Source organism: Herbaspirillum sp. SJZ099, assembly GCF_007828355.1.
Taxonomy (GTDB): Bacteria; Pseudomonadota; Gammaproteobacteria; order Burkholderiales; family Burkholderiaceae_D; genus Herbaspirillum.
This window is the reverse complement of sequence record NZ_VIUO01000006.1, coordinates 117,864-140,711: the sequence shown is the minus strand read 5'-3', so window position 1 is coordinate 140,711 and position 22,848 is coordinate 117,864. Positions and strand designations below refer to the sequence as shown.

The following is a 22,848-nucleotide window of genomic DNA, read 5'->3' as shown; positions in this document are numbered from 1 at the left end:
AGAAAGAGTATGGATACCCTGCAAAACATGCGCGTGTTCGTGCGCGTGGTCGATGCCGGCAGTTTTACCGCTGCGGCCCAGCAAATGGAGTTGACCACTGCCCATGTGTCGCGCGCCGTGGCAGACCTGGAGCGGCACCTGCGCACCCGCCTGCTGAACCGCACTACCCGCCGCATTGCCTTGACCGAGGCCGGGGAGCGCTATCTGCTGCGTTGCCAGCAGATCATCTCCTATGTCGAGGAAGCCGAAGCCGAGGCCGGCGCCGCCTATGTGAAGCCGTCCGGGCGTTTGCGCATCCATGCGATGACCAGTTTCGGCCAGCGTTATGTGATCCCGGCCATTTCCGGCTACCAGAAGCGCTATCCCGACGTGGCGGTGGAGCTGACCCTGGCCCAGCGCATTCCCGACATGCTGGAAGAGGGCTATGACGTCTCGCTGGTGCTGGCGCGCGAGTTGCCGGATTCGGGCCTGATTTTCCGCCAGTTGGGCAGCACCTTCAGCATGTTGTGCGCCTCGCCTGCCTATATCGACAAGCATGGCATGCCGCAAAAGCCGGCCGATCTGCTGAATTACACCTGCCTGCAACTGGTCAGCCCGGTCTCGCCGCTGGATGAGTGGATCATCGAAGGGCCGGAAGGCCAGGACATGATCGCCGTCAAGAGCAAGTTCCAGGTCAACGTGGCCGAGGCCATGCTGGCAAGCGTCCGCGAAGGCATGGGCATCGGCGTGCTGCCGATCTATTCGGCGGTGGATCCGCTGCGCGCCGGCACCATCGTGCGCGTGCTGCCGCAGCATCGCATGCAGCACATGGGCGTCTATGCGTTGTACCCGTCGCGCCAGTACCTCGATGCCAAGATCAGTACCTGGGTCGACTGGATGCACGAGAGCGTGGACAAGGCCTTGCAGGAAGACCATCAGGCGCTCGAGCGCATCGGTTCGCTGCGTGAAGAAATGCAGGGGATCGCTACCGCCCGGGAACATACCCCCTGAGAGGGGCGGAGGACAGGGATGGAATGGCCGGGACGATTGCAGTTTCTGGCATCATCGCAGCGACGGACAAGACAAGGAGGCAGCATGGGATGGTTGGCGGTAGGCGCGGGAGCGACATTGGGGGCATGGCTGCGCTGGCGGCTCTCGGCGGTGTATAACGTGGGCGGCCATCTGGTGCCGATCGGCACGCTGGCGGTCAACTGGATCGGCGGTTATGCGATCGGCTTTTTGGTCGCCTGTTTCGAGCAGCATCCCGGCCTGTCGCCGGAATGGCGCCTGTTCGCCATTACGGGCTTCCTCGGCGGCCTGACCACCTTTTCGACGTTCTCGGCAGAGGCCATGATCCTGCTGCAGCGGGGCGACTATCTCTGGGCCATCGGCCATTCGGCGCTGCACTTGCTCGGCTCCATCGCGTTGTGCGTTGCCGGCTTTGCAACTTATCGCGCGTTGGCCGGATAACGCGCGACGGGAGGGCATCGGGTGTGGCGGGCATGATGCAAATCAAATTTCCGTGCCGGGCACTTTGCTTGAAAATCAAATGTCCGGCCCAATTTTCATTACATTGAAAAATTGGAGCGAACCATGCGTCTCGACAAACTCACCACAAAATTGCAGGAAGCGCTGGCCGACGCGCAATCCCAGGCGGTCGGCCACGATAACCAATACATTGAACCGGTGCACCTCGTCATCGCCCTGCTGAGCCAGGACGACGGCGGCGCGCGCTCGCTGTTGCAGCGCGCGGGCGTGAACGTGAACGGCCTGTCCGCCGCCTTGCAGGGCGCCTTGCAGCGCCTGCCGCAAGTCTCGGGCAACGGCGGCGAAGTGCAGATCGGCCGCGAACTGGTGGCCTTGCTGAACCTGGCCGACAAGGAAGCGCAAAAGCATGGCGACCAGTTCGTCGCCAGCGAAATGGTGCTGCTCGGCCTGGTGGACGACAAGTCCGATGCCGGCCGCGCCGCGCGCGAGAACGGCCTCACCCGCAAGTCGCTGGAAGCCGCCATCAAGGCCGTGCGCGGCGGCGCTTCGGTGTCGTCGCAGCAGGACGAGGGCCAGCGCGAAGCGTTGAAGAAATACACGCTGGACCTGACCGAGCGCGCCCGCGCCGGCAAGCTCGACCCGGTGATCGGCCGCGACGACGAGATCCGCCGCGCCATCCAGGTGCTGCAGCGGCGCAGCAAGAACAACCCGGTGCTGATCGGCGAGCCGGGCGTGGGCAAGACCGCCATCGTCGAAGGCCTGGCGCAACGTATCGTCAACGGCGAAGTGCCGGACAGCCTGAAGTCCAAGCGCGTGCTGTCGCTGGACATGGCGGCGCTGCTGGCCGGCGCCAAGTACCGCGGCGAATTCGAGGAACGCTTGAAAGCGGTCCTGAAAGAGATCGCCCAGGACGAAGGCCAGACCATCGTCTTCATCGACGAGCTGCACACCATGGTCGGCGCCGGCAAGGCCGAAGGCGCGATGGATGCCGGCAACATGTTGAAGCCGGCATTGGCGCGCGGCGAGCTGCATTGCGTGGGCGCCACCACGCTGGACGAATACCGCCAGTACATCGAGAAGGATGCCGCGCTGGAGCGCCGCTTCCAGAAGATACTGGTCGACGAGCCGAGCGTGGAGGCGACCATCGCCATCCTGCGCGGCCTGCAGGAAAAGTACGAGGTGCACCACGGCGTGGACATCACCGACCCGGCTATCGTGGCCGCGGCCGAATTGTCGCACCGCTACATCACCGACCGTTTCCTGCCGGACAAGGCGATCGACCTGATCGACGAAGCCGCCGCCAAGATCAAGATCGAGATCGACTCCAAGCCGGAAGTCATGGACAAGCTCGACCGCCGCCTGATCCAGTTGAAGATCGAGCGCGAAGCGGTCAAGCGCGAGAAGGACGAGGCTTCGCAGAAGCGCCTGCAACTGATCGAGGAAGAGATCGAAAAGCTGGAGCGCGAGTACGCCGACCTGGAAGAGACCTGGAAGGCCGAGAAGTCGACCGCCCAGGGCGGCCAGCAACTCAAGGAAGAGATCGAGAAGGTTCGCCTGCAGATGGAAGAGGCCACCCGCAAGAGCGACTGGCAGCGGGTGTCCGAGCTGAAGTACGGCAAGCTGGCCGAACTGGAAGCGGCGCTGGAAGTGCAGAACAAGAAGGATGCCGCGGGCGTCGCGGCCGAAAAGCCGAAGCTGGTGCGTACGCAAGTGGGCGCCGAGGAAATCGCCGAGATCGTGGCGCGCGCCACCGGCATCCCGGTGTCGCGCATGATGCAAGGCGAGCGCGAGAAACTGCTGCACATGGAAGACGTGCTGCATGAGCGCGTGGTGGGCCAGGACGAGGCGATCGTGGCCGTGTCCGATGCCATCCGCCGTTCGCGCGCCGGCCTGGGCGACCCCGGCAAGCCGTATGGTTCGTTCATGTTCCTGGGCCCCACCGGCGTGGGCAAGACCGAGCTGTGCAAGGCGCTGGCGTCTTACCTGTTCGACACCGAAGAGGCGATGATCCGCATCGACATGAGCGAGTTCATGGAGAAGCATTCGGTGGCCCGCCTGATCGGCGCGCCGCCGGGCTACGTGGGTTACGAGGAAGGCGGCTACCTGACCGAGGCCGTGCGCCGCAAACCGTACAGCGTGATCTTGCTCGACGAGATCGAGAAGGCCCATCCGGACGTCTTCAACGTGCTGCTGCAGGTGCTGGACGACGGCCGCATGACCGATGGCCAGGGCCGTACCGTGGACTTCAAGAACACGGTGATCGTGATGACCTCGAACCTGGGTTCGCACCGGATCCAATCGATGGAAGAGAGCGACCCGGCGCTGGTGAAGCTGGCGGTGATGGCCGAGGTGCGCACGCACTTCCGTCCGGAGTTCATCAACCGGGTGGACGAGATCGTGGTGTTCCATGCGCTCGACGAGAAGAACATCGGCGCCATCGCCAAGATCCAGTTGCGCATCCTGGAAGAGCGCCTGGCCAAGCTGGAGATCGGCTTGCAGATCAGCGATGCCGGCCTGCAGAAGATCGCCGAGGCCGGGTTCGATCCGGTGTATGGCGCGCGGCCGCTGAAGCGGGCGATCCAGCAGGAGATCGAAAACCCGCTGTCCAGGGAAATCCTGGCCGGCAAGTTCGGCCCGAAGGACGTGGTGCACGTGGACGCGCGCAACGGCCAACTGGTGTTCGCCAAGTAATTCCGCAAGCGGGGCGAGGCGCGGCGGCAGCGTTTTGCGCCGCCGTGCCGGTCCGGTTGGAAGCCGATTGCGCTTTGGGGCGCAATCGGCTTTTTTCGTGGTTTTTTGGAGGGGCGCCGCCGCCATTCTTGCTGTTGTTTCCGGGGAAACCCCGGCCGGATACGCAATGCATCCATTCGGCAATGCCTGTTGCCGGGCTTTTGGCATACAATGGTTGCTCAATCGAAAGAACTGGTGCAGTGCGCCGCAATGCCGGCCACAGCAGTTGGCAATGCGTACCAGCGGGGGAATTATGCGAAAGATAATTGGCGGCCAGAGTCCGCGAAGGGATCGATCCTGAGGCAATCGTCTTTGCAGCGGCTTTTCATCTTGCCGTTCATCTTCCTGATGGTTTGCCTGGCGCTGACGATAGGCTGGTTCCTGTATCGCGCCGGGAACGATGCCACCGAAGTCCTCGCGCGCAATGCGCTGATGGAGGTGATGGGACGCGTCGGCCAGGCCATCGACCGCCAGACCCTGAGCGCGCGCGAGAGCCTCAATATGGTGGCGCCGCCGCCGGTGCCGCCCGTCAACCCCGGCGACCAGCCGGCCGTATTGCCATTTCCGAAAGACCGCAAGCAGCTGGAAGAACGGCTGTGGCTGGCCAATTTCCTGTTCAGCGATCCCAGCTACGTTTATTTCGGCGGCGTCGACGGCAGCTTCCTCGGCATCAAGCAGGAAAGCGCCAGCGTGTTCAGGTACAGCATCCGCGAGCCGGAAGGGAAGGATTACGTCTATTACCTGCGCGGTCCCGGCACCGAGATGAAGCTGGCCGCGGTGCAGGATTACGAGCCGCGCAAGCGGCCCTGGTACATCCAGACGGTGGCGCGCGGACGCGAGACCTGGTCTTCGGTGTATGCCGATTTCCGCGAGAAGTTTTTGGGCATCAATCTCTCCAAGCCGGTTTTCGATACCGACGGCACTTTCCTGGGCGTGGCCAACAGCAGCATCGGCTTGAGCCAGCTCACCACCTTTTTGCAGCAGTTGCCCTTGAGCGCCAATGGCGTGGCTTTCGTCGCCGAGCTTAAAGGCGACATGGTCGCCACTTCCCTCAACGAAACGCTGCACGAGATCAAGGGCAACGCCGGCGAGATGGTGCGCCTGAACGCCCGGCAAAGCCAGTCGCCGCTGGTGCAGCAGGCTTTCGATGAGGTACGGAAGTACATGGAGGTGCATCGCCTCGTGCCGGGTCAACTGGTGTTTCTGGGCGCGCACAGCCAGGGCAGCAAGATCGAGGTAGCCGTCCGCTTGCATCACGACGATGCCGGCCTGGACTGGTTGGCCATCAGCGCTGCGCCGCGTTCGGATTTCCTCGGTTCGGTGACCGGCGGCGTCTATCAGACCCTGCTGTTGGGACTGGTGGCGGTGTGCCTGACTTTCGTGATCGGCTTCGCGTTGTTGCGCTGGGTGTTGCGCGACATCCGCAAACTGACGCTGGCGGCCAAGAGCATCGGCAACGGCAGCCCGTTCCCCCCTCTTAACATCAATCGCGACGACGAGATCGGGCAACTGGCGCTCAGTTTCCAGGAAATGGAGCGCAACCTGCGCACCGACCGCCTCACCAACGTGCTCAACCGCGACTCGCTGATCGCGCAGATCGAGTTCCGCCGCCGTAATTCGTCGGAGGCCAATCCGCTGCATTTTGCGATGCTGTTCATCGACCTCGACCGCTTCAAGGCGGTCAATGACGAATATGGCCACGACGAGGGCGACAAGGTGCTGGTCGTGATCGCCGAGCGCCTGCAGCATGCCTTGCGCCATGACGACTCGGTGGCCCGTTTTGGCGGCGACGAGTTCGTGGTGTATTTGCACGGCGTCAGCGAGATCGAGGTGGCGCGCACGATTGCCGACAAGATCCGCCATGCCGTCAACCGCCCCATCGAAGGGCGGGACGGCAACCAGTACACGGTGGACGCATCGGTGGGCGTGTCGTTGTATCCCGAAGACGGCCTGGATGTGGAAACTCTGCTGCGCATGGCCGACTCGCGCATGTTCGACCAGAAGCGCCTGCATCGCATGCTGTCGGTATGATGCCGTATTGCCCGTAACACACACCATCACGGAGACCACCATGAGCTTTGCCACCTGCGACCTGTGCGATAACAATGAAGACAAGCTGGCGGCTGGCGCCTTGCATGTGCTGCCGCCCATCTTCGCTTCGTTCGGCAAGCAACATGCCTTTGCCGGCCCGGCCAGGACGCTCAAGGTGTTCGAAGACAACGTGCTGGTGCGCGCCGCGCTGGAAACGCCGGGGGATGGCCATGTCCTGGTGGTGGATGGCGGCGGCAGCTTGCGCTGCGCGCTGGTGGGCGGCAACCTCGGCATGCTGGCGCAGAAGAACGGCTGGGCCGGCATCCTGGTCAATGGTTGCGTGCGCGACGCCGCCGAGCTCAACGCCTGCGATATCGGCATCCGGGCGCTGGCCACGCATCCGCAACGCAGCTTCCGCAAAGGGGCAGGCGACGCCGGCCTCAAGGTCAGCATCGCCGGCGTGGCGGTGTATCCGGGCGACTGGATTTATGCGGACGTGGATGGCGTACTGGTGTCGCGCACCCAACTGTGACGCGGGCATGGCATCGGCGGCCGGCGGCAGCGGCCTGCCGGATGCGGCGCAAGGGTTCAGTTCTGCTGGCGCAGGATATGGTCGATGGCGGCGGTCTGGACGACGATTTCGCGCAAATCCTGATTGAGCAGGCTGGTGCGGCGCTGCAAGGTATTCCAGCCAGACCACGCGCTGGCGTCGGCCGGCACCGGTTCCGGGGTGACAGGCCCGATCAGTTCGATCTTGGCCGATAGCGCCTTGTCTTGCGGCGCTTGCGGCGAGACGGTCACCGCGCCGCTGCGTTTCTTCGACTTCGGCGCCAGGATGCGCTGAGCCTCCGCCAATTGCTGGCTGGCTTCCAGGTAAGTGCTTTCGATCAACTGGTTGACCGCGCCTTGCGGGGTATTTTCCTGATGGCGCCGTAACATCAGGCGCAGGGCGGCAATGTGCGCCGCCACCAGGTAGTTTTGCACGATGAAGCGGTTGAGCTCCTTGACCGCGCGGTGCTTGGTCACCGGCTCATCCATCATACGCACCAGCGCCGAGATCAGCGCCGCCAGGCTATCCATGAAGCCCTTGCGGCATACCCGATAGAAAAAATCGTCCTTGACCTTGCCTTCCAGCATGTCGCGGCTGGCGGTGAGATAACGCTGGCTGGCCTTCAATACGTTGCGCAGCAGCTTGGGCAGGTCGCGGTATTCCCAGGCCGGCAGCACGTAGCTGAAGATAGTGGCGATCACCACCCCGATCACGGTGTCGATCAGGCGCTCGCTGACCACGCCCTGGTGGCCGGCCGGCAGCAGCAGGTTGAGCAGCATCAGGATCTGCACCGAGGCGGCGATGGCGGTGTAGCGGTATTTCACGTAGGTGAACGCGGGCGCGGCGACGCTGGCGGCGAACAGCACCGCCATCAGGCCCATCGGGTTATGGACGAAGCGCAGGATCAGCGCCGTGATCAGGCAGCCGATGATGGTGCCGATCAGGCGGTCGGCCATGCGTTGCTTGGTGGCGCTGAAATTGGGTTTGAGGATGATGACGATGGTCAGCACGATCCAGTAGCCGTGCGCCATGTAGGGCAGGTGGCTGGAGATCCACAGGCCGGTGGTCACCGCCAGCGCGACGCGGATGGCGAAGCGGAAGATCGGCGACTGCCAGCGCAGGTTGACCAGCAGCATGTTGAACTTGAACTTCTGCTGGGTCAGGAACGGCGTCATGTCCGAACCGGGCAGGATCGGGATGGGGTCGACCGGGTTCTGCGTGGCCTGGTGCAGCTGGCCGATCAGTTCGATGATGTCGCGGATCTTGTTGTAGGTCACGCGCAGGATGGTCAGGGCTTCTTCGGAGGCCCGGTTCGGCCCCGGTTGGGCCATCTGCTGCATCTCGTACTGGATGGCGCGCAGCTCGGCCTTGTAGTTGACGGTGGGGGAGGAGGCTTTCTTGCGGGTGATGGCGTAGGCGATCGATTCGATGTCTTCGGCGGTCTTGTTGGCCAGGTCGCGCAGGAAGATCATCACATCCTTGTCGCCGAAGTGGTCGCGCAGGAAGGCGTAGTCGGCGTGGGTGGACAATACCTGCTCATAGAGCTCCAGCATCGACAGGTGCACTTGCACCAGCAGGCCGTCCTGCTTGGTATAGAGGTCGCGCAGGATCAGGTCGCGAGAGGCTTGCTGCTTGTCGGCCACCACGATCTGCTGGCGCACCAGCTGGTTGAACTGGGCGGCGAGGTCGTGCCGCACATCGTAGAAATCGGCCTTGATGCGCAGGTAGCGCGCCAGTTCGAACAGGGCTTCGGCCAGTACCTGCTGCTTGATGCGGCGGCGCAGGAACCATGACACCATCATCGAATAGGCCAGGTAGCCGAGGCCGCCGCCCAGAAACAGCACGCAGTTCGCCAGCGCGGCCGAGATCGGCACCTGGTTTTCCATCGACAGCGTCATCACCATCAGCGCGGCGAACTGCAGCGGCATGGTCTTCTTGCCATAGACCACCATCATGCTGGCGAAGAAGCTGACCACCACCATCATCGCGCCGACCAGCCAGGGCACCGGCGCGCACAGGCTGATGAGCAACATCACCAGCGTGCACAGCAGCACGCCGGCCAGCATCTCGTTGAACTTGTGCCGCAAGGGGCTGGGCAGGTCCATCAGGCTGGTGCACAGGGCGCCGAGGAAGACCGTCATGGTGGTCGGCATGTCGGCCACGTTGTACACCAGCATGGTGAGGCCGACCACCCCGATCGCGATTCGCACCCCAGTATAGAAATAATGACTGAATAGAAATGTGCGGATGTCCAGGGCGTAATGCATGAAGACTATCGACGTTGGATCGCCGTTCAATTTTAGTAGGCGTTCATTTTGTGCCTTCTTCGTCGATTAAACAACCGAGCGGTGGCGTTGCCGCAAAAAGAAATTGGTGGAACGAAAGACGGCCGGCCCGGTCGGCGCGCTCCGGAGCGCAGGCGCGGGCTATTACCCCGGCGCTTTCGGTACGCGGAAGATCGGGAGGGGGAATACTGCGTGAAGTTTTTTCACTTCCGGCGCTTCAGGGCAGGGGAAAGACCAGGCAGGTCGTGGTCGCGTGGGCATACAGGCGGCCTTCGGCATCGATGATGCGCCCCTCGGCGAGGCCGACCTGCTTGCCGACTTGCACCACGCGGCCTTCGGCGCGCACCGGGCCGGTCTTCTCGGTCAGCGCCCGCACCAGGTTCACTTTCAGTTCGAGCGTGGTGTAGCCCATGCCTTGCGGCAGCACCGAATGCACCGCGCAGCCGACGGCCGAATCCAGCAGGGTGCAGAAATAGCCGCCATGCACGCTGCCCAGCGGGTTGTAGTGGCGCTTGTCGGGCGTGCCCTGGAATACGATGCGGCCCGGTTCGCCTTCCACCGGGATGAAATCCATGGTCTGGCCGATGGGCACCGAGGGCAGCAAGCCGTCCCAGATCTTCTGCAGGAAATCCATGCCGCTGCCGGCCTTGAGGTCGGCCATGGTGGCCACGCCGGGCGGCGCCAGCTTGGCGCGCACTGCCTCTTCCTGTTTGCGCCACAGCGCAAGCGTCTCTTCTTTGGTCGTCATGTTTCCTCCGGGCTGGCGCCCTCGATGTATATGGAAGGTCTTGTCTGGGCAAGTGACTTTTATTATGCAAGAGGTGGGGATGAACGTCAAAAAATTTCGAACGATCGTCTTAATCCTCAATGGATCGCCTGTGCCGCAACGGAAAAACCTGTACAAGGCGGCCATATTTCACGATGAGAATTTTTCATTTCGTATTGTGAAAAGCGCGGGTGCGGAGCATCAAAATGATTTTTCATTTCCAGAAATTTCGTTCCGTATCGCAAAAAACAAAAAATAAGTATTTGATTTTATTGGTATAAAAAAATTACCTATGTCTTATACAAGACATTGTTGCTCTGCACATGGCGGGACTACTATGAAGTCATGGAATTCGCGATTTCATCCGATTTTTAAACACTTCAACATTGACGAAAAAGGAGATCACCATGAGCACACGTGAACAGCAAATCCAGGCACTGGAAAAGGATTGGGCAGAAAATCCCCGCTGGAAGGGCATCAAGCGCAACTATACGGCCGAGGACGTGGTCCGCCTGCGCGGCTCGGTGCAGATCGAGCATTCGCTGGCCAAGCGCGGTGCCGACAAGCTGTGGCACCTGGTCAACAACGAACCCTTCGTCAACGCGCTGGGCGCCCTGACCGGCAACCAGGCCATGCAGCAGGTCAAGGCCGGCCTGAAGGCGATCTACCTGTCCGGCTGGCAAGTGGCGGGCGATGCCAACCTGGCCGGCGAAATGTATCCCGACCAGTCGCTGTATCCGGCCAACTCGGTGCCGATGGTGGTCAAGCGCATCAACAATACCTTCGCCCGCGCCGACCAGATCCAGTGGTCCGAAGGCAAGAACGACATCGATTTCTTCGCGCCCATCGTGGCTGATGCCGAGGCCGGTTTCGGCGGCGTGCTCAATGCCTTCGAACTGATGAAGTCGATGATCGAAGCGGGCGCCGCCGGCGTGCACTTCGAAGACCAGCTGGCTTCCGTGAAGAAGTGCGGCCACATGGGCGGCAAGGTGCTGGTGCCGACTCGCGAAGCGGTCGAGAAGCTCAACGCCGCACGCCTGGCGGCCGACGTCATGGGCACCAGGACCCTGGTGATCGCCCGTACCGATGCCGAAGCGGCCGACCTGCTGACCTCCGACGTGGATGCTAACGACAAGGCCTTCCTGTCGGGCGAGCGTACCGTCGAAGGTTTCTTCAAGACCCATCCCGGCATCGACCAGGCCATCTCGCGCGGCCTGGCCTATGCGGAGTACGCCGACATGGTCTGGTGTGAAACCGGCAAGCCCGACCTGGCGTTCGCCAAGACCTTCGCCGAAGCCATCCACGCCAAGTTCCCGGGCAAGCTGCTGGCCTACAACTGCTCGCCGTCGTTCAACTGGAAGAAGAACCTGGACGACGCCACCATCGCCAGGTTCCAGCGCGAGCTGGGCGCAATGGGCTACAAGTTCCAGTTCATCACGCTGGCCGGCTTCCATGCGCTGAACTACTCGATGTTCAACCTGGCGCATGGTTATGCCCGCAACCAGATGTCGGCCTTCGTGGAATTGCAGGAAGCCGAATTCGCCGCCGCCGCCAAGGGCTTCACCGCGGTCAAGCACCAGCGCGAAGTCGGCACCGGCTACTTCGATGCCGTGACCCAGGCGATCCAGCAGGGCCAGTCGTCGACCACTGCGCTGCACGGTTCGACCGAGGATGAGCAGTTCTTTGAAGAACAGGTCGAAAAGAAGGTTGCCTGATCGCCTGAACAGATTTGAGTTGGTTGTATGTTGTGCTGTGTGAAACCGGCTTGACTCCAGCGCAAGCCGGTCGGGGTATCCCCCCATCCTGGAACCGCACCTCAAAAGGGTGCGGTTTTTTTTCATGGTGGAGTCAGGGTGAACGCTGTGCCTGGATGCGCCCGTCGCGTATTTCGAACACTTCGTCGCCCAAGGCCTCGACATCGGCCGGATCATGCGTGATCAGCAGCATGTGCACGCCCAGGCGCTGCTGCAGTTCGGCCAGTTCGCGCCGCATGCGCTCGCGCAACGACGGATCCAGCGCGGAGAAGGGTTCATCCAGCAGCAGGATGTCGGGTTCCGACGCCAGCGCGCGCGCCAGCGCCACGCGCTGCCGCTGGCCGCCGGAAATCTGCGCCGGACGGCTGCCGGCGATCGCCTGCAGCTCAAATGCCGTAATCCATTGTTGTACCGCGGGATGCGCAGCGGGCCGGCGCAGGTTGAAGCAGCCGCGCGCCAGGCCGAAGGCGATGTTCTGCGCCACCGTCAGGTGTGGAAACAGCGCGTAATCCTGGAACAGGTAAGCCACGTTGCGCTCCTGCGCGCGCACGTTGATTTGCTGCCGCGCATCGAACAGCGTGCGGCCGTCCAGCCGGATGTGGCCGGCGTCGGGCGTCAAGAGCCCGGCCATGGCCTTCAGGGTCAGGCTCTTGCCGGAACCGGACGGGCCGTACAGTACGATGCGCTCGCTGTCGGAGGCGAAGGCGATGTCGAGTTCGAACACGCGGTCGCCGGCGCGCAGTGTCTTCTGGATCTGGAGTTCGACGCTCACGGCAGCTCGGGATGGGGTTGGAAAGTGGGGCGCATGGCGGGATAGGCGGAAATCAGCGCAACGTAAACCGGGCGCGGTCCGGCACCAGCCGGCCGGCCAGCATGAGGATGACCACGCAAGTGATGGAGGTGATCACCACCAGCATGGTGGCGGCGCCGTCGTCGCCCGCCTGTACCGCTTCATAGATGGCCACCGACAAGGTCTGGGTGCGGCCGGGCAGGTTGCCGGCGACCATCAGCGTGGCGCCGAATTCGCCCAATGCGCGGGCGAAGGCCAGCAGCACGCCGGCGGCGATGCCCTTGGTCGCCAGCGGCAGGCTGACGCGGAAGAACACGCCGGCTTCCGACACGCCCAGTACGCGGGCGGCGTTTTCGAGCTGGTGGTCGACGTTGTCGAACGCGGCGCGGGATGCCTTCATCACCAGCGGGAAGGCGACGATGGTGGAGGCGAGCACCGCGCCTTGCCAGGTGAACACCAACTGGATGCCGAGGCTTTCAAGCCAGGCGCCGAATGTGCCGCGGCGGCCGAACAGCACCAGCAGGTAATAGCCCAGCACGGTGGGCGGCAGCACCAGCGGCAAGGTCAGGATGGAATCGACCAAGTCGCGCAGCGGCGAGCGCCAGCGCGACAAGCCGTAGGCTGCGGCCACGCCCAGCACCATGTTGAGCAGGCTCGCCAGCCCGGCGACCTTGAGCGAGAGCAGCAGCGGCGTCCAGACGGGATGCATGGCCTTGGGGCAGCGAGCGCCGGTCGTTAAGGTTGCAGGAAGCCGTAGCGCGCCAGCACGGCCTGGCCGGCGGGCGAGAGCACATGAGCGATGAACTTGTCGGCCAGTTCCTTGTGCCGGTTGCCGGCGGTGGCGGCGATCGGATAGGTGGCCGGCGAATCCGACGGGATGCGGATGGCGACCCTGACCTTGTCCGGCATCACGGCGGCATCGGTGGCGAACACGAAGCCGGCATCGACTTCGCCGCGCGCCACATAGTCCAGGCTGGTGCGCACATTCTCGGCCATCACGGCTTTGGCCTGGAGCTGCTGCCACAGGCCGGCGCTTTCCAGGGCGGTCTTGGTGTAGCGGCCGAACGGCACGGAAGTCGGATTGCCCAGGGCGATGCGTTGGTAGCCGGGCTGGCTCAGGTCGGCCAGCGCAGCCGGCTGCAATTTGCTGTCATGCGGCACGATCAGCACGATCTGGTTGGCGGCGAAGTTCTTGCGGGTCGCCGGATTGACGGCTTTTTCGGCAACCGCCTTGTCCATTGCCGCCTGGTCGGCCGAGGCGAACACGTCGGCCGGGGCGCCGCGCACGATCTGTCGCAGCAGGATGTCGGAAGCGCCGAAGTTGGTGATTACCTTCACGCCGGGGTTCTGCTGCTCGAACGACTGCGCCAGTTCCTTGAAGGCATTGGTCAGGCTGGCCGCGGCTGACACCACCAGGTCGGTGGCATGGGCGACGCTGGCGGCAAACATCAGGGCGACGGCAAAGGCGAGTTTCAGGCGGGGGCGCTTGAACATCGGTAATCCTCTCGGTTCCGGTATGAGATGGCCTGCCATCGGCATCCGGCCGTGCCGCAGGCAAGTAAAAGCGCGCGGGCCGATGGCCGACGCGCGCTTGTTGGATGCTTCGAAATATACGCAAGGATATAGCGCTCGTCAACTGCGGGCAGCGCGGCGGCGTCCCGGGAGCGCGGCTGTCCAACCGGCGCTTGCCGCCGCATCGTTGCTGTCGCAGCACGGCGATGTTGGATGTGCCGGGAGGCCCTTGTACAATCACGCGCATGACTTATTCCAAGACCATCAGATTGCGCGTGATGCAGGGCGACACCATCGCCTTCGGCCCGGGGAAGGCCGATCTCTTGCAAGCCATCGAGCGTACCGGGTCGATCTCCGGCGCCGCGCGCGAGATGGACATGTCGTACCGGCGCGCCTGGTTGCTGGTCGAGGAAATGAACCGCTGCTTCTCCAGCCCGCTGGTGACGACCGCCACCGGCGGCGCCCGCGGAGGCGGGGCGGCGGTGACCGGGCTGGGTCGCGAAGTGCTGGCGCGCTACCAGCGCATGCAGAAGAAGGCCGAGGCCAGCATCGCCGCCGACCTCGGTTACCTGCATTCGCTGATGAACGATCACCGATAGGCGCGGACGATGCGGGAAATCTGGCTCAAATATCGTCTGCGGGTGCTCAATGCCTGCCGCGTTTCGGAAAACCATTCGATGTTGCTGTGGGGCGCCCTGGCTGGTTTCGTCGGCGCGCTGGCAACTGTCGCCTTTCGCGAGAGCATCGCGCTGCTGCAATTGCTGCTGACCGGCCATAGCGGCAGTTTCGTCGAAATCGCCAAGGGGCTGCCCTGGTACATGCGCATGCTGCTGCCGGCCGCCGGCGGCATCGTGGCCGGCTTGTTCCTGGTGTGGGCCCGGCGCGTGCCGGCCGGTGGCGGCGGCGACTACATGGAGGCGGTGGCCATCGGCGATGGCGCCATTCCCGTGCGGCACACCCTGTTGCGCAGCATGTCGTCGCTGGCGACCATCGCATCAGGCGGCTCCATCGGCCGCGAAGGCCCGATGGTGCAAATGGCGGCGCTGTGCGCTTCGCTGGTGGGCAAGTTTTCGCATTTCCCCGCATCGCGGCTGCGCCTGCTGGTGGCCTGCGGCGCCGCCGCCGGCATTACCTCGGCCTATAACGCGCCGATTGCCGGCGCATTCTTCATTACCGAGATCGTGCTCGGCTCGCTGGTGATGGAGAGTTTCGGCCCGGTGGTGGTGGCTTCGGTGGTGGCCAACATCACCATGCGCGAGCTGCCGGGCTACAAGCCGGCCTATGAAATGCCCTTCTTCCCGGATGTGGCGGGTTGGGAAATCCTGTTGTTCGTGATGCTGGGTGTGCTGGCGGGCTTGCTGGCCCCGCAATTCCTGCGCACATTGGAGTTGGGGCGTGCGGCCTTCGGCAAGTTGCGCCTGCCGTTGCCGGCGCGCCTGGGCGTCGGCGGTTTGCTGGTGGGCCTGATTTCGGTACAGGTGCCGGAAGTCTGGGGCAACGGCTATAGCCTGGTCAATTCGCTGCTGCATACCGACTGGATGTGGCAGGCGGTGCTGATGGTCTTGCTGATGAAGATACTGGCGACCACGATCACGGTCGGATCGGGGGCGGTGGGCGGCATCTTCACGCCGGTGCTGTTCGTCGGGGCGGCGGTCGGTTTCCTGTTTGGCGGTGCGGCGCAGGCGCTGATGCCGTTTCATATGTCGCAGCCTTTCGCCTATGCGATGGTGGGGATGGGGGCTTTCCTGGCGGCGGCGTCGAATGCGCCGTTGATGGCGATCCTGATGATTTTCGAGATGACCCTGAGCTACCAGGTGGTTCTGCCGCTGATGCTGTCTTGCGTGGTGGCCTATGTCGTCGCCCGCGGCCTGGATGGCCGCTCGATGTATGACATCACACTCAAACGCCATCGCGATGCCGAAGAGCGCTTGCGGTTGCGCGGCACCCACATGAGCGAACTGATCCGGCCCGCCGAAACGGTGCTCAAGGAAGACGCCAGCATGAAAGACATGAGCGCGATGTTCCTCAAATACCCGGTCAAATATATCTACATCGTCGATGACGACGGGCGTTACCAGGGCGTGGTGGCGCTGCAGGATCTGACTTCCTGGCTGCTGGACAAGAAAGACGACACCGGCCGCAAGGCCAGGGATTTCCTGCGCCGCCATTTCCTGCATGAGGTGACGCCGGACATGTCGCTGGGCGAGGCGTTGCAGCTGTTCCTGGATCACCAGGGGGAGCGCTTGCCGGTCATCGCCAATGCCGACGATCCCAGGTTATTGGGGGTTGTCTACAAGACATCCCTGCTTGACGCCTATTTCCGGCTCGACCGCGCGGGCAATTGAGCCGCGTAAATTTTTGTTAAGCATTAACATGGCCATGCCAGCCGCAAATACCTTGTGCGCCGCCTGTCCGGGCGAGATGCCGGCATGGATGCCAAGGCGGCGGGGTGTTATCCTGATGCGCTGTTTCTTTGTAACAATTGCCGCCTGTGCGGTTTACTGGCATCGTATCCTTGCTAGAATGCCAAACGTTTCTTCTGTCGTGCGATAGTCATTTGCCAACTCGTACGACTTCCACCTTTTTATAAAGAGCACAATTTCCCATGCTGAGTTATCGCCACGCTTTTCATGCCGGCAACCACGCCGACGTCTTGAAGCACATGGTGGCGATTCAGCTGATGCGCTACCTCGGGCAGAAAGATGCTGCCTACATGGTCATCGACACGCATGCCGGCGCCGGCGTATACGCTCTCGACAGCGACTATGCCAGCAAGAATGCCGAATACGAGACCGGTATCGCCCAATTGTGGGGCCGCAAGGATCTGCCGCCGGCGGTCCAGGAATATGTCGATCTGGTGCGCTCGCTCAATCCCAGCGGCAAGATGCGCTACTACCCCGGTTCGCCTTATTGCGCCGAGAAGGTCATGCGCGAACAGGATCGGTTGCGCCTGTTCGAATTGCATCCGTCCGAAGGCAAGGTGCTCGAAGATAATTTCCGCAAGCTGGAAGCCCACGCGCTGGCGCAAGGCCAGCGTCCCTCCGCGCGCGGCAAGCGCGTGATGGTGTATCGCGCCGACGGTTTCGCCGGACTCAAGGCGCTGCTGCCGCCACCTTCGCGCCGCGGCCTGGTGCTGATCGATCCCCCTTATGAAGACAAGCGCGACTACACGCACGTGGCGCAGGTGCTGGCCGATGCGCTGACGCGTTTCCCGACGGGGATGTATGCCGTCTGGTATCCGGTCTTGCAGCGTAATGAGTCGCGCCAGTTGCCGGAGCGGCTCAAGCGCCTGGGCGCCAAGAGCTGGCTGAATGTGACGCTGGCCATCCATGGCCCGGCGCCCGACGGCTTCGGCCTGCACAACAGCGGGATGTTCATCCTCAATCCGCCATGGACGCTCGAGCCGATGCTCAGGGAGGTCATGCCTTACCTGGCCGATGTGCTGGGCACCGACGACAGCGCCGGCTTTGTCTTGGAAGCGGGGGAGGCGTGATATGCTGGAACGCTGCCTGTTTTGTGATTTTTTGTGATTTTCTTCCGGTGACATTATTTCAGGTGGCCGAAGCGATGCCGAATCGGCATACAATGTGCGGCATTGCCGAAAATGAAGAATCGTTACCAAGCTTGGGGCTCCTAAAATAAGAACCATGTCAGACCAGCCATCCGACCAGTCCAGCCCTGCGCACCACGCTCTGGATTTCTTCCTGGCCCGCCAGCCTATCCTGAACCGTGAGCAGGACCTGATCGGCTACGAACTGCTGTTTCGCAGCGCCGCTTTCGGCCCCGCCAACGTGAAGGACGACGTCACCGCAACAGCCGCGGTGATCGCGCATGCCTCGGAGCTGGGCCTGTCCAACGTCATCGGCAACCTGCAAGGCTTCATCAACGTCGATGCGGCGGTGCTGATGAGCGACTTCATCTATTTCCTGCCGACCGACAAGGTGGTGCTGGAGATCCTCGAAACCGTCAAGGTCACGCCGCAGCTGGTGGAGCGCGTGCGGGAGCTGGTCAAGGCCGGTTACGTGTTTGCGCTGGATGACGTGGTGGCCGAATCGGAAGAAATCGAAGAGCTGCTGCCCTTGGTCAAGATCATCAAGATCGACGTCATGGAGGTCGATCCCAGCAAGCTGCTCAAGCTTTCCGTACACTTCAAGCGCGCCGGCAAGGAACTGCTGGCGGAGAAGGTCGAGACCCTGCAGCAGTTCAACGATTGCGTCACGTTCGGTTTCGATTACTTCCAGGGCTATTACTTCGCCAAGCCCATGATCCTCCAGGGCAAGAAGCTGGAAGCCTCGAAGGTGGTGATCATGCACCTCCTGACGCTTCTGGTGCGCAATGTCGACAATGGCGAGATCGTGCGCTACATCAAGCGCGACGTCGCCTTGAGCCTGACGCTGCTGCGCCTGGTCAACACCCCCGTCTACGGTTTCCAGAAGTTCATCGATTCGCTGGGGCAGGCGCTGATCGTGCTTGGCCGTCGCCAGCTCAAGCGCTGGCTGCAGATCCTGTTGTTCGCCAATACCGACAAGAACAAGGCGCATACCCTGTCGCCCCTGATGATCCTGGCGGCCACCCGCGGCAAGATGCTCGAACTGGTCACCGCGAAGATCCGTCCGGGACGCCGCAAGATGTCGGAAATGGCGTTCACGGTCGGCATCATGTCGCTGGTGGATGCGCTGTTTGGCATGAGCATGGAAAGCGTGTTGCGCCAGATCACGGTCAGCACCGAGATCCGAGAGGCGCTGCTGCGCCGCACCGGCTTTTACGGAACCGCCTTGAAGCTGGTCGAGTGCACCGAACAGCGCGAGCAGAACCAGGAAGAAATGCAGCAACTGCTCGATGAACTGGGCCTGTCCGCCGACGACTTTTTCGAGGCCGAAAAATACGCCTTCGAGTGGGGCAACAGCATCTCGACCAATAACATCGGCCAGGCGCCCGGCGGCTCGATGGCGCCGCCGCCGGACGGCTATGTCGACGACGATGACGACGATTGAGGATTAGGCGCCGGGCCGCACCCGGAGCAAAGACAAGGCCGCCGTGCAGATGCATTGGCGGCCTTGTCTTTATGGCCGGCCGCTGGCGGGGGGCCGGCACCCGGCATTCCGGATCCGATGACGCGCCATGCCAATGGCGGTTTCAGTTGGAGCGGAATTTACGCCATTTCCTCATGCGTGCGGCCAGGCGCCGGAACAGGCGCAGCAAACGTGCGCCCCCGGAGCGCGGCGAACCGCTCAAGCGCGATTTGGCGGTTTCGATGGCGCCGCGCACCGTGCGCTGCAGGCTTGCGATCGATTTCTGTATCTGCTGCCAACCGGGGCTGGCGTACAGGTGGGCAATCATCCTGTCCTTGAACGCGAGGATATTGTCATGGGCGCGTTGAAACCATGCCAGCGACAGCATGCTGCGGCGCGTGAGCGCGTAGATGCGGGCCACCAGCGCCGTGCCCAGCACCTTGGCGGCGAGGATGATGCCAACGCCCAGCGTCGGGTGGCCGTGGGTGATGGAGAGCAGGGCGAGGATCTTGACCGGCAACAGCAGCAGGGTCGGCGCCAGGAACACCAGCAACGCCGCATAGGGCGAGAGCCGTTGCACCCAGTGCTGCAATTTCACCAGGAAAGGCCAGGCGGGAATGCGCGCCAACAGCGCCTGGGTGACTTCCCACAGCCATTCTTCCAATATCAGCAGCAAGGCCGCCAGGTAGATCAGCGGCGCCAGCAAGCGCCGCCGCCATCTTGACGGACGGCGGGGAGGAAGAGGTGGGGGAGTCGACATGGCAGCGTCGGCGCAGGCCGGGGCTCAGACCTGGCGCGCTCCGATCAGCGACAGCCAGCGGTCGCCCCATTTGACGTCGCTCATGCAGGAGGCGTAGTCGGTCACGGTGCGCGCGGCGCGTTCCAGCAACTGGATGTCGGCCTCGTGCTGGCGCGCCACATGCGGGTCTTCCAGGAACAGCACGCGCCGGCACTGGTGTTCCAGGATCAGCTCGGCGATCTGCGCATCGCCTCCCAGCGGGCCGGAGAGGAAGGGCTTGACCCAATGGCGGCCGGCTTCGCCCTTGATCTTCATGGCCAACTGGTTGAGCTGGCCGCCGGTGGTGCCGGTGGCGCAGCGGAAGGCGAACTTGTCGAGCACGTCGAAATGCTTTTCGGCCAATTCCAGCATGCGCGGCTTCATCGCATCGTGGGCGATCAGCGCGATGCCTTCCTGCTCCAGTTTGAATCGGCTGTCCAGCGCCGGGTCGGCGATGCCGCCGTTGGCGATGGACTCCAGCTCCAGCCATTCCTGGGCGCCGGCCAGCGTCGACAGGAAAGGCTTGCCGTGGATCACGCACTGGCGCTTGAGCGCCACCGCCTCGGGGAAGGTGGAGGAGGGATCGACCGGGTCGATCAGATAGATCACCGCATCCAGCGTGCGTTCGGGATCGGCATCCACCGTGCGCGAGACCAGCTTCATCAGGCCGCCGTTGCGCCCGTAGGGAAAGCGCACCAGATGCGGGTAGCCGGGCAGCAGATCCATCTGGCCGATGGCGTCGAGGGTGCGGCCGACCACGATCAGTTCCGGCTGCAGCGCTTCGATGCGATGGCGCGAGCCGGCCAGCAGCCGGACCAGCGCGGAGTCGGGGGCGTCCTGGTGGGCGCGGTTGGCAATCAGGCCGATGCGGTAACGGGGAGCAATGGAGGACATGGATGGTCGCTTGATGGAAACGGACAAGAGGAATGGCGTTACCCGGAATTATCGCCGAGGGCGCGGCAAAGGGCGAGGGGCCAGGCAAGAAAAGCCGGCAAAGGCCATGCGGCACGGTAGCACAGTACAGCAAAGGGGGCGTTTGCCCCCGCAACTGTACCCTCGCTGCTTCCCGCATCCGGCTACAATGGCATGTAAGCCATGCGCTGCGCGGCTGCAGCCCAATTGAACCGAATATTGCAGATGAACAAGGCCTTTGTAAAAGAATCCGACGGCGATGACGATGATGAAATCGCCTTGCCCGCCATTCCCGCAGGGTCCAAGAATTACATGACGCCCCAGGGGCATCGGCGCATCAAGGACGAGCTGCTGCAACTGATCGACGTCGAGCGCCCGGAGGTGGTGCGCATCGTCTCCTGGGCCGCGTCCAACGGCGACCGTTCCGAGAATGGCGATTACCTGTACGGCAAGAAGCGCCTGCGCGAGATCGACCGCCGCATCCGCTTCCTGACCAAGCGCCTGGACCTGGCCGAGGTGGTCGACCCCACGGTGCACCATGGCAGCGACCAGGTTTTCTTCGGCGCCACCGTCACGTATGAAAACCAGCGGGGGGAATCCCATACGGTGACCATCGTCGGCATCGACGAGCTCGATCCGCTCAACGGCAAGATCAGCTGGGTTTCGCCGGTGGCGCGCGCGCTGACCAAGGCGCGCGAAGGCGACGAGATCGTGTTGCAGACGCCGTCGGGCATCGAACAGCTGGTTATCCTGGAAGTGAGTTATCCGGCGCCGCAATAAGCGCGGCGATTACGCTCGGACAGGTACCCATCACCGGAAAGAAATAATGCGCGCCGTTCCCGGCATGCTTTTCGCATGCGTGCAACGGCGCCAAGCCAGTTCAACATCATCTGCGGAAAACCCATGTCTATCGTCTATGCCAGCCTGAACCATCCCCAGCGCGTCGTCCTGGCGGCCGAGGTGCATTCGCGCCCGTTCCTGCAACTGACCCTGTCCGAGACGCTCACGCATCTGGCCGTCTACGTGCGCGAGGAGGGCAACGGCAACCGGCACGCCAAGACCCAGCACGCGCTGCTCGAAGCGCTGTGCGCCCATTTCGGGGTGGTGGCGCCCGGCGCCGAAGCCAAGCATTTTTATCATGACTTCGGGCGCTTCCGCCTGAAGTGGGAGTGCCATACCGAATTCGCCACTTACACTTTCGCGCAAGCCCATGAGGAGCCGTTGTCGACTGCCGAAGCGTTCGCCCGCGCGCCGCTGTCGCACATTCCCCAGCAATGGCTGCTGTCGTTGCAGGGCAAGCTGATGGTGGCTGCGCATGTGGTGGTCGAACCCGGCGCCGACGACCTTGCCGATACCGCGCGCAGCATGCAGCGCATCTTCGAAGGCAAGTTGATGAGTTCCAGCAAGGTCTTGCAGGGCGGCGAGATCTGGACCGATTTCCAGATCCAGTCCGACGGCTTTTCGCGTTTCGTGGTGCGCGACATCGGCTTGCGCGAACTGCAGGGCGGCCGCCTCGCGCAGCGCATCCTGGAGATCGAGACCTATCGCATGATGGCCTTGCTGGGCCTGCCGCACGCCCAGCAATCCGGGCCGCTGCTGAACCAGGTCGAAGGCGACCTGGCGGCCTTGACCGCGACCATGGTGCAGTCCGAGCAATCCATGGGCGGCACCCCCGAGGAGCATGCCGAGGATGAACGGATGCTGCGCAAGATCACCGGGCTGGCCGCGCGCATCGAAAAGCTGTCGCTGGAAAACAGCTACCGTTTCTCGGCCTCGCAAGCCTACTTCCAGCTGGTGCAGGCGCGTATCGAGGAGTTGCGCGAGCAGCGCATCGAAGGCGTGCCGACCATCGGCGAGTTCATGGAACGCCGGCTGGCGCCGGCCATGAATACCTGCCAGGCCGTTGCGCGCCGGCAGGAAGCGCTGGCCGAGCGCATCGCCCACACCAACGACTTGCTGCGCACCCGTATCGGCATCGTCCAGGAGCAGCAAAACCGCCAGATCCTGCAATCGATGAATGCGCGCGCCGCGCAGCAGTTGAAGCTGCAGCAGGCGGTCGAAGGCTTGTCGGTGGCGGCGATCTCGTATTACGTGATCGGCCTGATCGGCTACGCCGGCAAGGCCGCCAAGGCGGCCGGCCTGGCGGTCAATCCCGACCTTGCCACGGGCCTTGCGGTGCCGCTGGTGGCGGCTTGCGTGTGGCTGGGATTGCGCCGCATGCACCGGGGGCTGGACCGCCATTGACGCCGCTGCGGCGGCCC

20 protein-coding genes are annotated in these 22,848 nt (G+C 63.1%); 13 read left to right on the top strand and 7 right to left on the bottom strand.

The genetic code is table 11. From position 1 onward, the window contains the following. Positions 1-9 precede the first annotated feature (9 nt). The 5 genes from FB597_RS14375 to rraA all read left to right on the top strand — a co-directional run bounded on the left by FB597_RS14375 (position 10) and on the right by rraA (position 6,760). Positions 10-990 (top strand): LysR family transcriptional regulator, encoded by a 981-nt coding sequence (locus FB597_RS14375; RefSeq protein ID WP_141915595.1) that lies wholly within the window; start codon positions 10-12, stop codon positions 988-990. A gap of 84 nt (positions 991-1,074) precedes the next feature. Next, the gene (gene crcB / locus FB597_RS14370) at positions 1,075-1,449 is read left to right on the top strand and encodes a fluoride efflux transporter CrcB (protein WP_141915592.1); all 375 of its coding nucleotides are present in this window, start codon (positions 1,075-1,077) and stop codon (positions 1,447-1,449) included. A gap of 123 nt (positions 1,450-1,572) precedes the next feature. Further along, on the top strand, positions 1,573-4,158 hold the full coding sequence (clpB, locus tag FB597_RS14365) for an ATP-dependent chaperone ClpB (protein WP_141915590.1): 2,586 nt from the start codon (positions 1,573-1,575) through the stop codon (positions 4,156-4,158). A 387-nt stretch (positions 4,159-4,545) separates the two neighbouring features. Then, positions 4,546-6,228: a sensor domain-containing diguanylate cyclase gene (locus FB597_RS14360; protein ID WP_141916054.1), complete on the top strand. Its 1,683-nt coding sequence runs from the start codon at positions 4,546-4,548 to the stop codon at positions 6,226-6,228. 40 nt (positions 6,229-6,268) lie between these two features. Beyond that, positions 6,269-6,760 (top strand): ribonuclease E activity regulator RraA, encoded by a 492-nt coding sequence (rraA, locus tag FB597_RS14355; protein WP_141915588.1) that lies wholly within the window; start codon positions 6,269-6,271, stop codon positions 6,758-6,760. Between the two features lie 56 nt (positions 6,761-6,816). Here rraA and FB597_RS14350 read toward each other — a convergent pair whose 3' ends face one another. Next, positions 6,817-9,045, bottom strand: coding sequence for an FUSC family membrane protein (locus tag FB597_RS14350; protein WP_144769915.1), 2,229 nt, complete (start codon positions 9,043-9,045; stop codon positions 6,817-6,819). Positions 9,046-9,280: 235 nt separating this feature from the next. Further along, positions 9,281-9,811 carry a PaaI family thioesterase gene (locus tag FB597_RS14345; protein ID WP_144769914.1) on the bottom strand — a complete coding sequence of 177 codons (531 nt, stop codon included), beginning with the start codon at positions 9,809-9,811 and terminating at the stop codon, positions 9,281-9,283. Positions 9,812-9,851: 40 nt separating this feature from the next. Here FB597_RS14345 and FB597_RS14340 point away from each other — a divergent pair, with 40 nt between their 5' ends. Further along, a complete protein-coding gene (locus tag FB597_RS14340) occupies positions 9,852-10,088 on the top strand; it encodes a hypothetical protein (RefSeq protein WP_222428651.1) in 237 nt (78 codons plus the stop codon). Positions 10,089-10,236: 148 nt separating this feature from the next. Beyond that, on the top strand, positions 10,237-11,544 hold the full coding sequence (aceA, locus tag FB597_RS14335) for an isocitrate lyase (RefSeq protein ID WP_144769912.1): 1,308 nt from the start codon (positions 10,237-10,239) through the stop codon (positions 11,542-11,544). A gap of 133 nt (positions 11,545-11,677) precedes the next feature. On the opposite strand, the gene FB597_RS14330 is transcribed toward aceA, so the two are convergent. The 3 genes from FB597_RS14330 to modA are packed head-to-tail and all read right to left on the bottom strand — an operon-like array spanning position 11,678 to position 13,867. Continuing rightward, positions 11,678-12,355, bottom strand: a complete 678-nt coding sequence (locus FB597_RS14330; protein WP_141915577.1) for a sulfate/molybdate ABC transporter ATP-binding protein — start codon at positions 12,353-12,355, stop codon at positions 11,678-11,680. Positions 12,356-12,407: 52 nt separating this feature from the next. Continuing rightward, positions 12,408-13,082, bottom strand: a complete 675-nt coding sequence (gene modB / locus FB597_RS14325) for a molybdate ABC transporter permease subunit (RefSeq protein WP_141915574.1) — start codon at positions 13,080-13,082, stop codon at positions 12,408-12,410. Between the two features lie 26 nt (positions 13,083-13,108). Further along, entirely contained in the window at positions 13,109-13,867 is a 759-nt protein-coding gene (gene modA / locus FB597_RS14320; protein WP_144769911.1) for a molybdate ABC transporter substrate-binding protein, read from the bottom strand. A gap of 263 nt (positions 13,868-14,130) precedes the next feature. On the opposite strand from modA, the gene FB597_RS14315 reads away from it, so the two are divergent. From FB597_RS14315 to FB597_RS14300, 4 genes are all read left to right on the top strand, one after another. Next, the gene (locus FB597_RS14315) at positions 14,131-14,484 is read left to right on the top strand and encodes a winged helix-turn-helix domain-containing protein (RefSeq protein ID WP_144769910.1); all 354 of its coding nucleotides are present in this window, start codon (positions 14,131-14,133) and stop codon (positions 14,482-14,484) included. A gap of 9 nt (positions 14,485-14,493) precedes the next feature. Then, the gene (locus tag FB597_RS14310) at positions 14,494-16,230 is read left to right on the top strand and encodes a ClcB-like voltage-gated chloride channel protein (RefSeq protein WP_141915566.1); all 1,737 of its coding nucleotides are present in this window, start codon (positions 14,494-14,496) and stop codon (positions 16,228-16,230) included. A gap of 260 nt (positions 16,231-16,490) precedes the next feature. Then, entirely contained in the window at positions 16,491-17,378 is an 888-nt protein-coding gene (locus tag FB597_RS14305) for a 23S rRNA (adenine(2030)-N(6))-methyltransferase RlmJ (RefSeq protein WP_141915563.1), read from the top strand. A 154-nt stretch (positions 17,379-17,532) separates the two neighbouring features. After that, positions 17,533-18,879 carry an EAL and HDOD domain-containing protein gene (locus FB597_RS14300; protein ID WP_141915561.1) on the top strand — a complete coding sequence of 449 codons (1,347 nt, stop codon included), beginning with the start codon at positions 17,533-17,535 and terminating at the stop codon, positions 18,877-18,879. A 142-nt stretch (positions 18,880-19,021) separates the two neighbouring features. Here FB597_RS14300 and FB597_RS14295 read toward each other — a convergent pair whose 3' ends face one another. Both FB597_RS14295 and FB597_RS14290 read right to left on the bottom strand, forming a co-directional pair. Next, positions 19,022-19,657 (bottom strand): hypothetical protein, encoded by a 636-nt coding sequence (locus FB597_RS14295; RefSeq protein ID WP_141915558.1) that lies wholly within the window; start codon positions 19,655-19,657, stop codon positions 19,022-19,024. Positions 19,658-19,681: 24 nt separating this feature from the next. Beyond that, positions 19,682-20,569 carry a methylglyoxal synthase gene (locus FB597_RS14290; protein ID WP_141915554.1) on the bottom strand — a complete coding sequence of 296 codons (888 nt, stop codon included), beginning with the start codon at positions 20,567-20,569 and terminating at the stop codon, positions 19,682-19,684. A 243-nt stretch (positions 20,570-20,812) separates the two neighbouring features. On the opposite strand from FB597_RS14290, the gene greB reads away from it, so the two are divergent. Together greB and FB597_RS14280 are read left to right on the top strand one after the other, a co-directional pair. After that, positions 20,813-21,367: a transcription elongation factor GreB gene (greB, locus tag FB597_RS14285; protein WP_141915552.1), complete on the top strand. Its 555-nt coding sequence runs from the start codon at positions 20,813-20,815 to the stop codon at positions 21,365-21,367. Positions 21,368-21,490: 123 nt separating this feature from the next. Then, positions 21,491-22,831 carry a DUF3422 family protein gene (locus FB597_RS14280; RefSeq protein WP_144769909.1) on the top strand — a complete coding sequence of 447 codons (1,341 nt, stop codon included), beginning with the start codon at positions 21,491-21,493 and terminating at the stop codon, positions 22,829-22,831. Positions 22,832-22,848 lie beyond the last annotated feature (17 nt).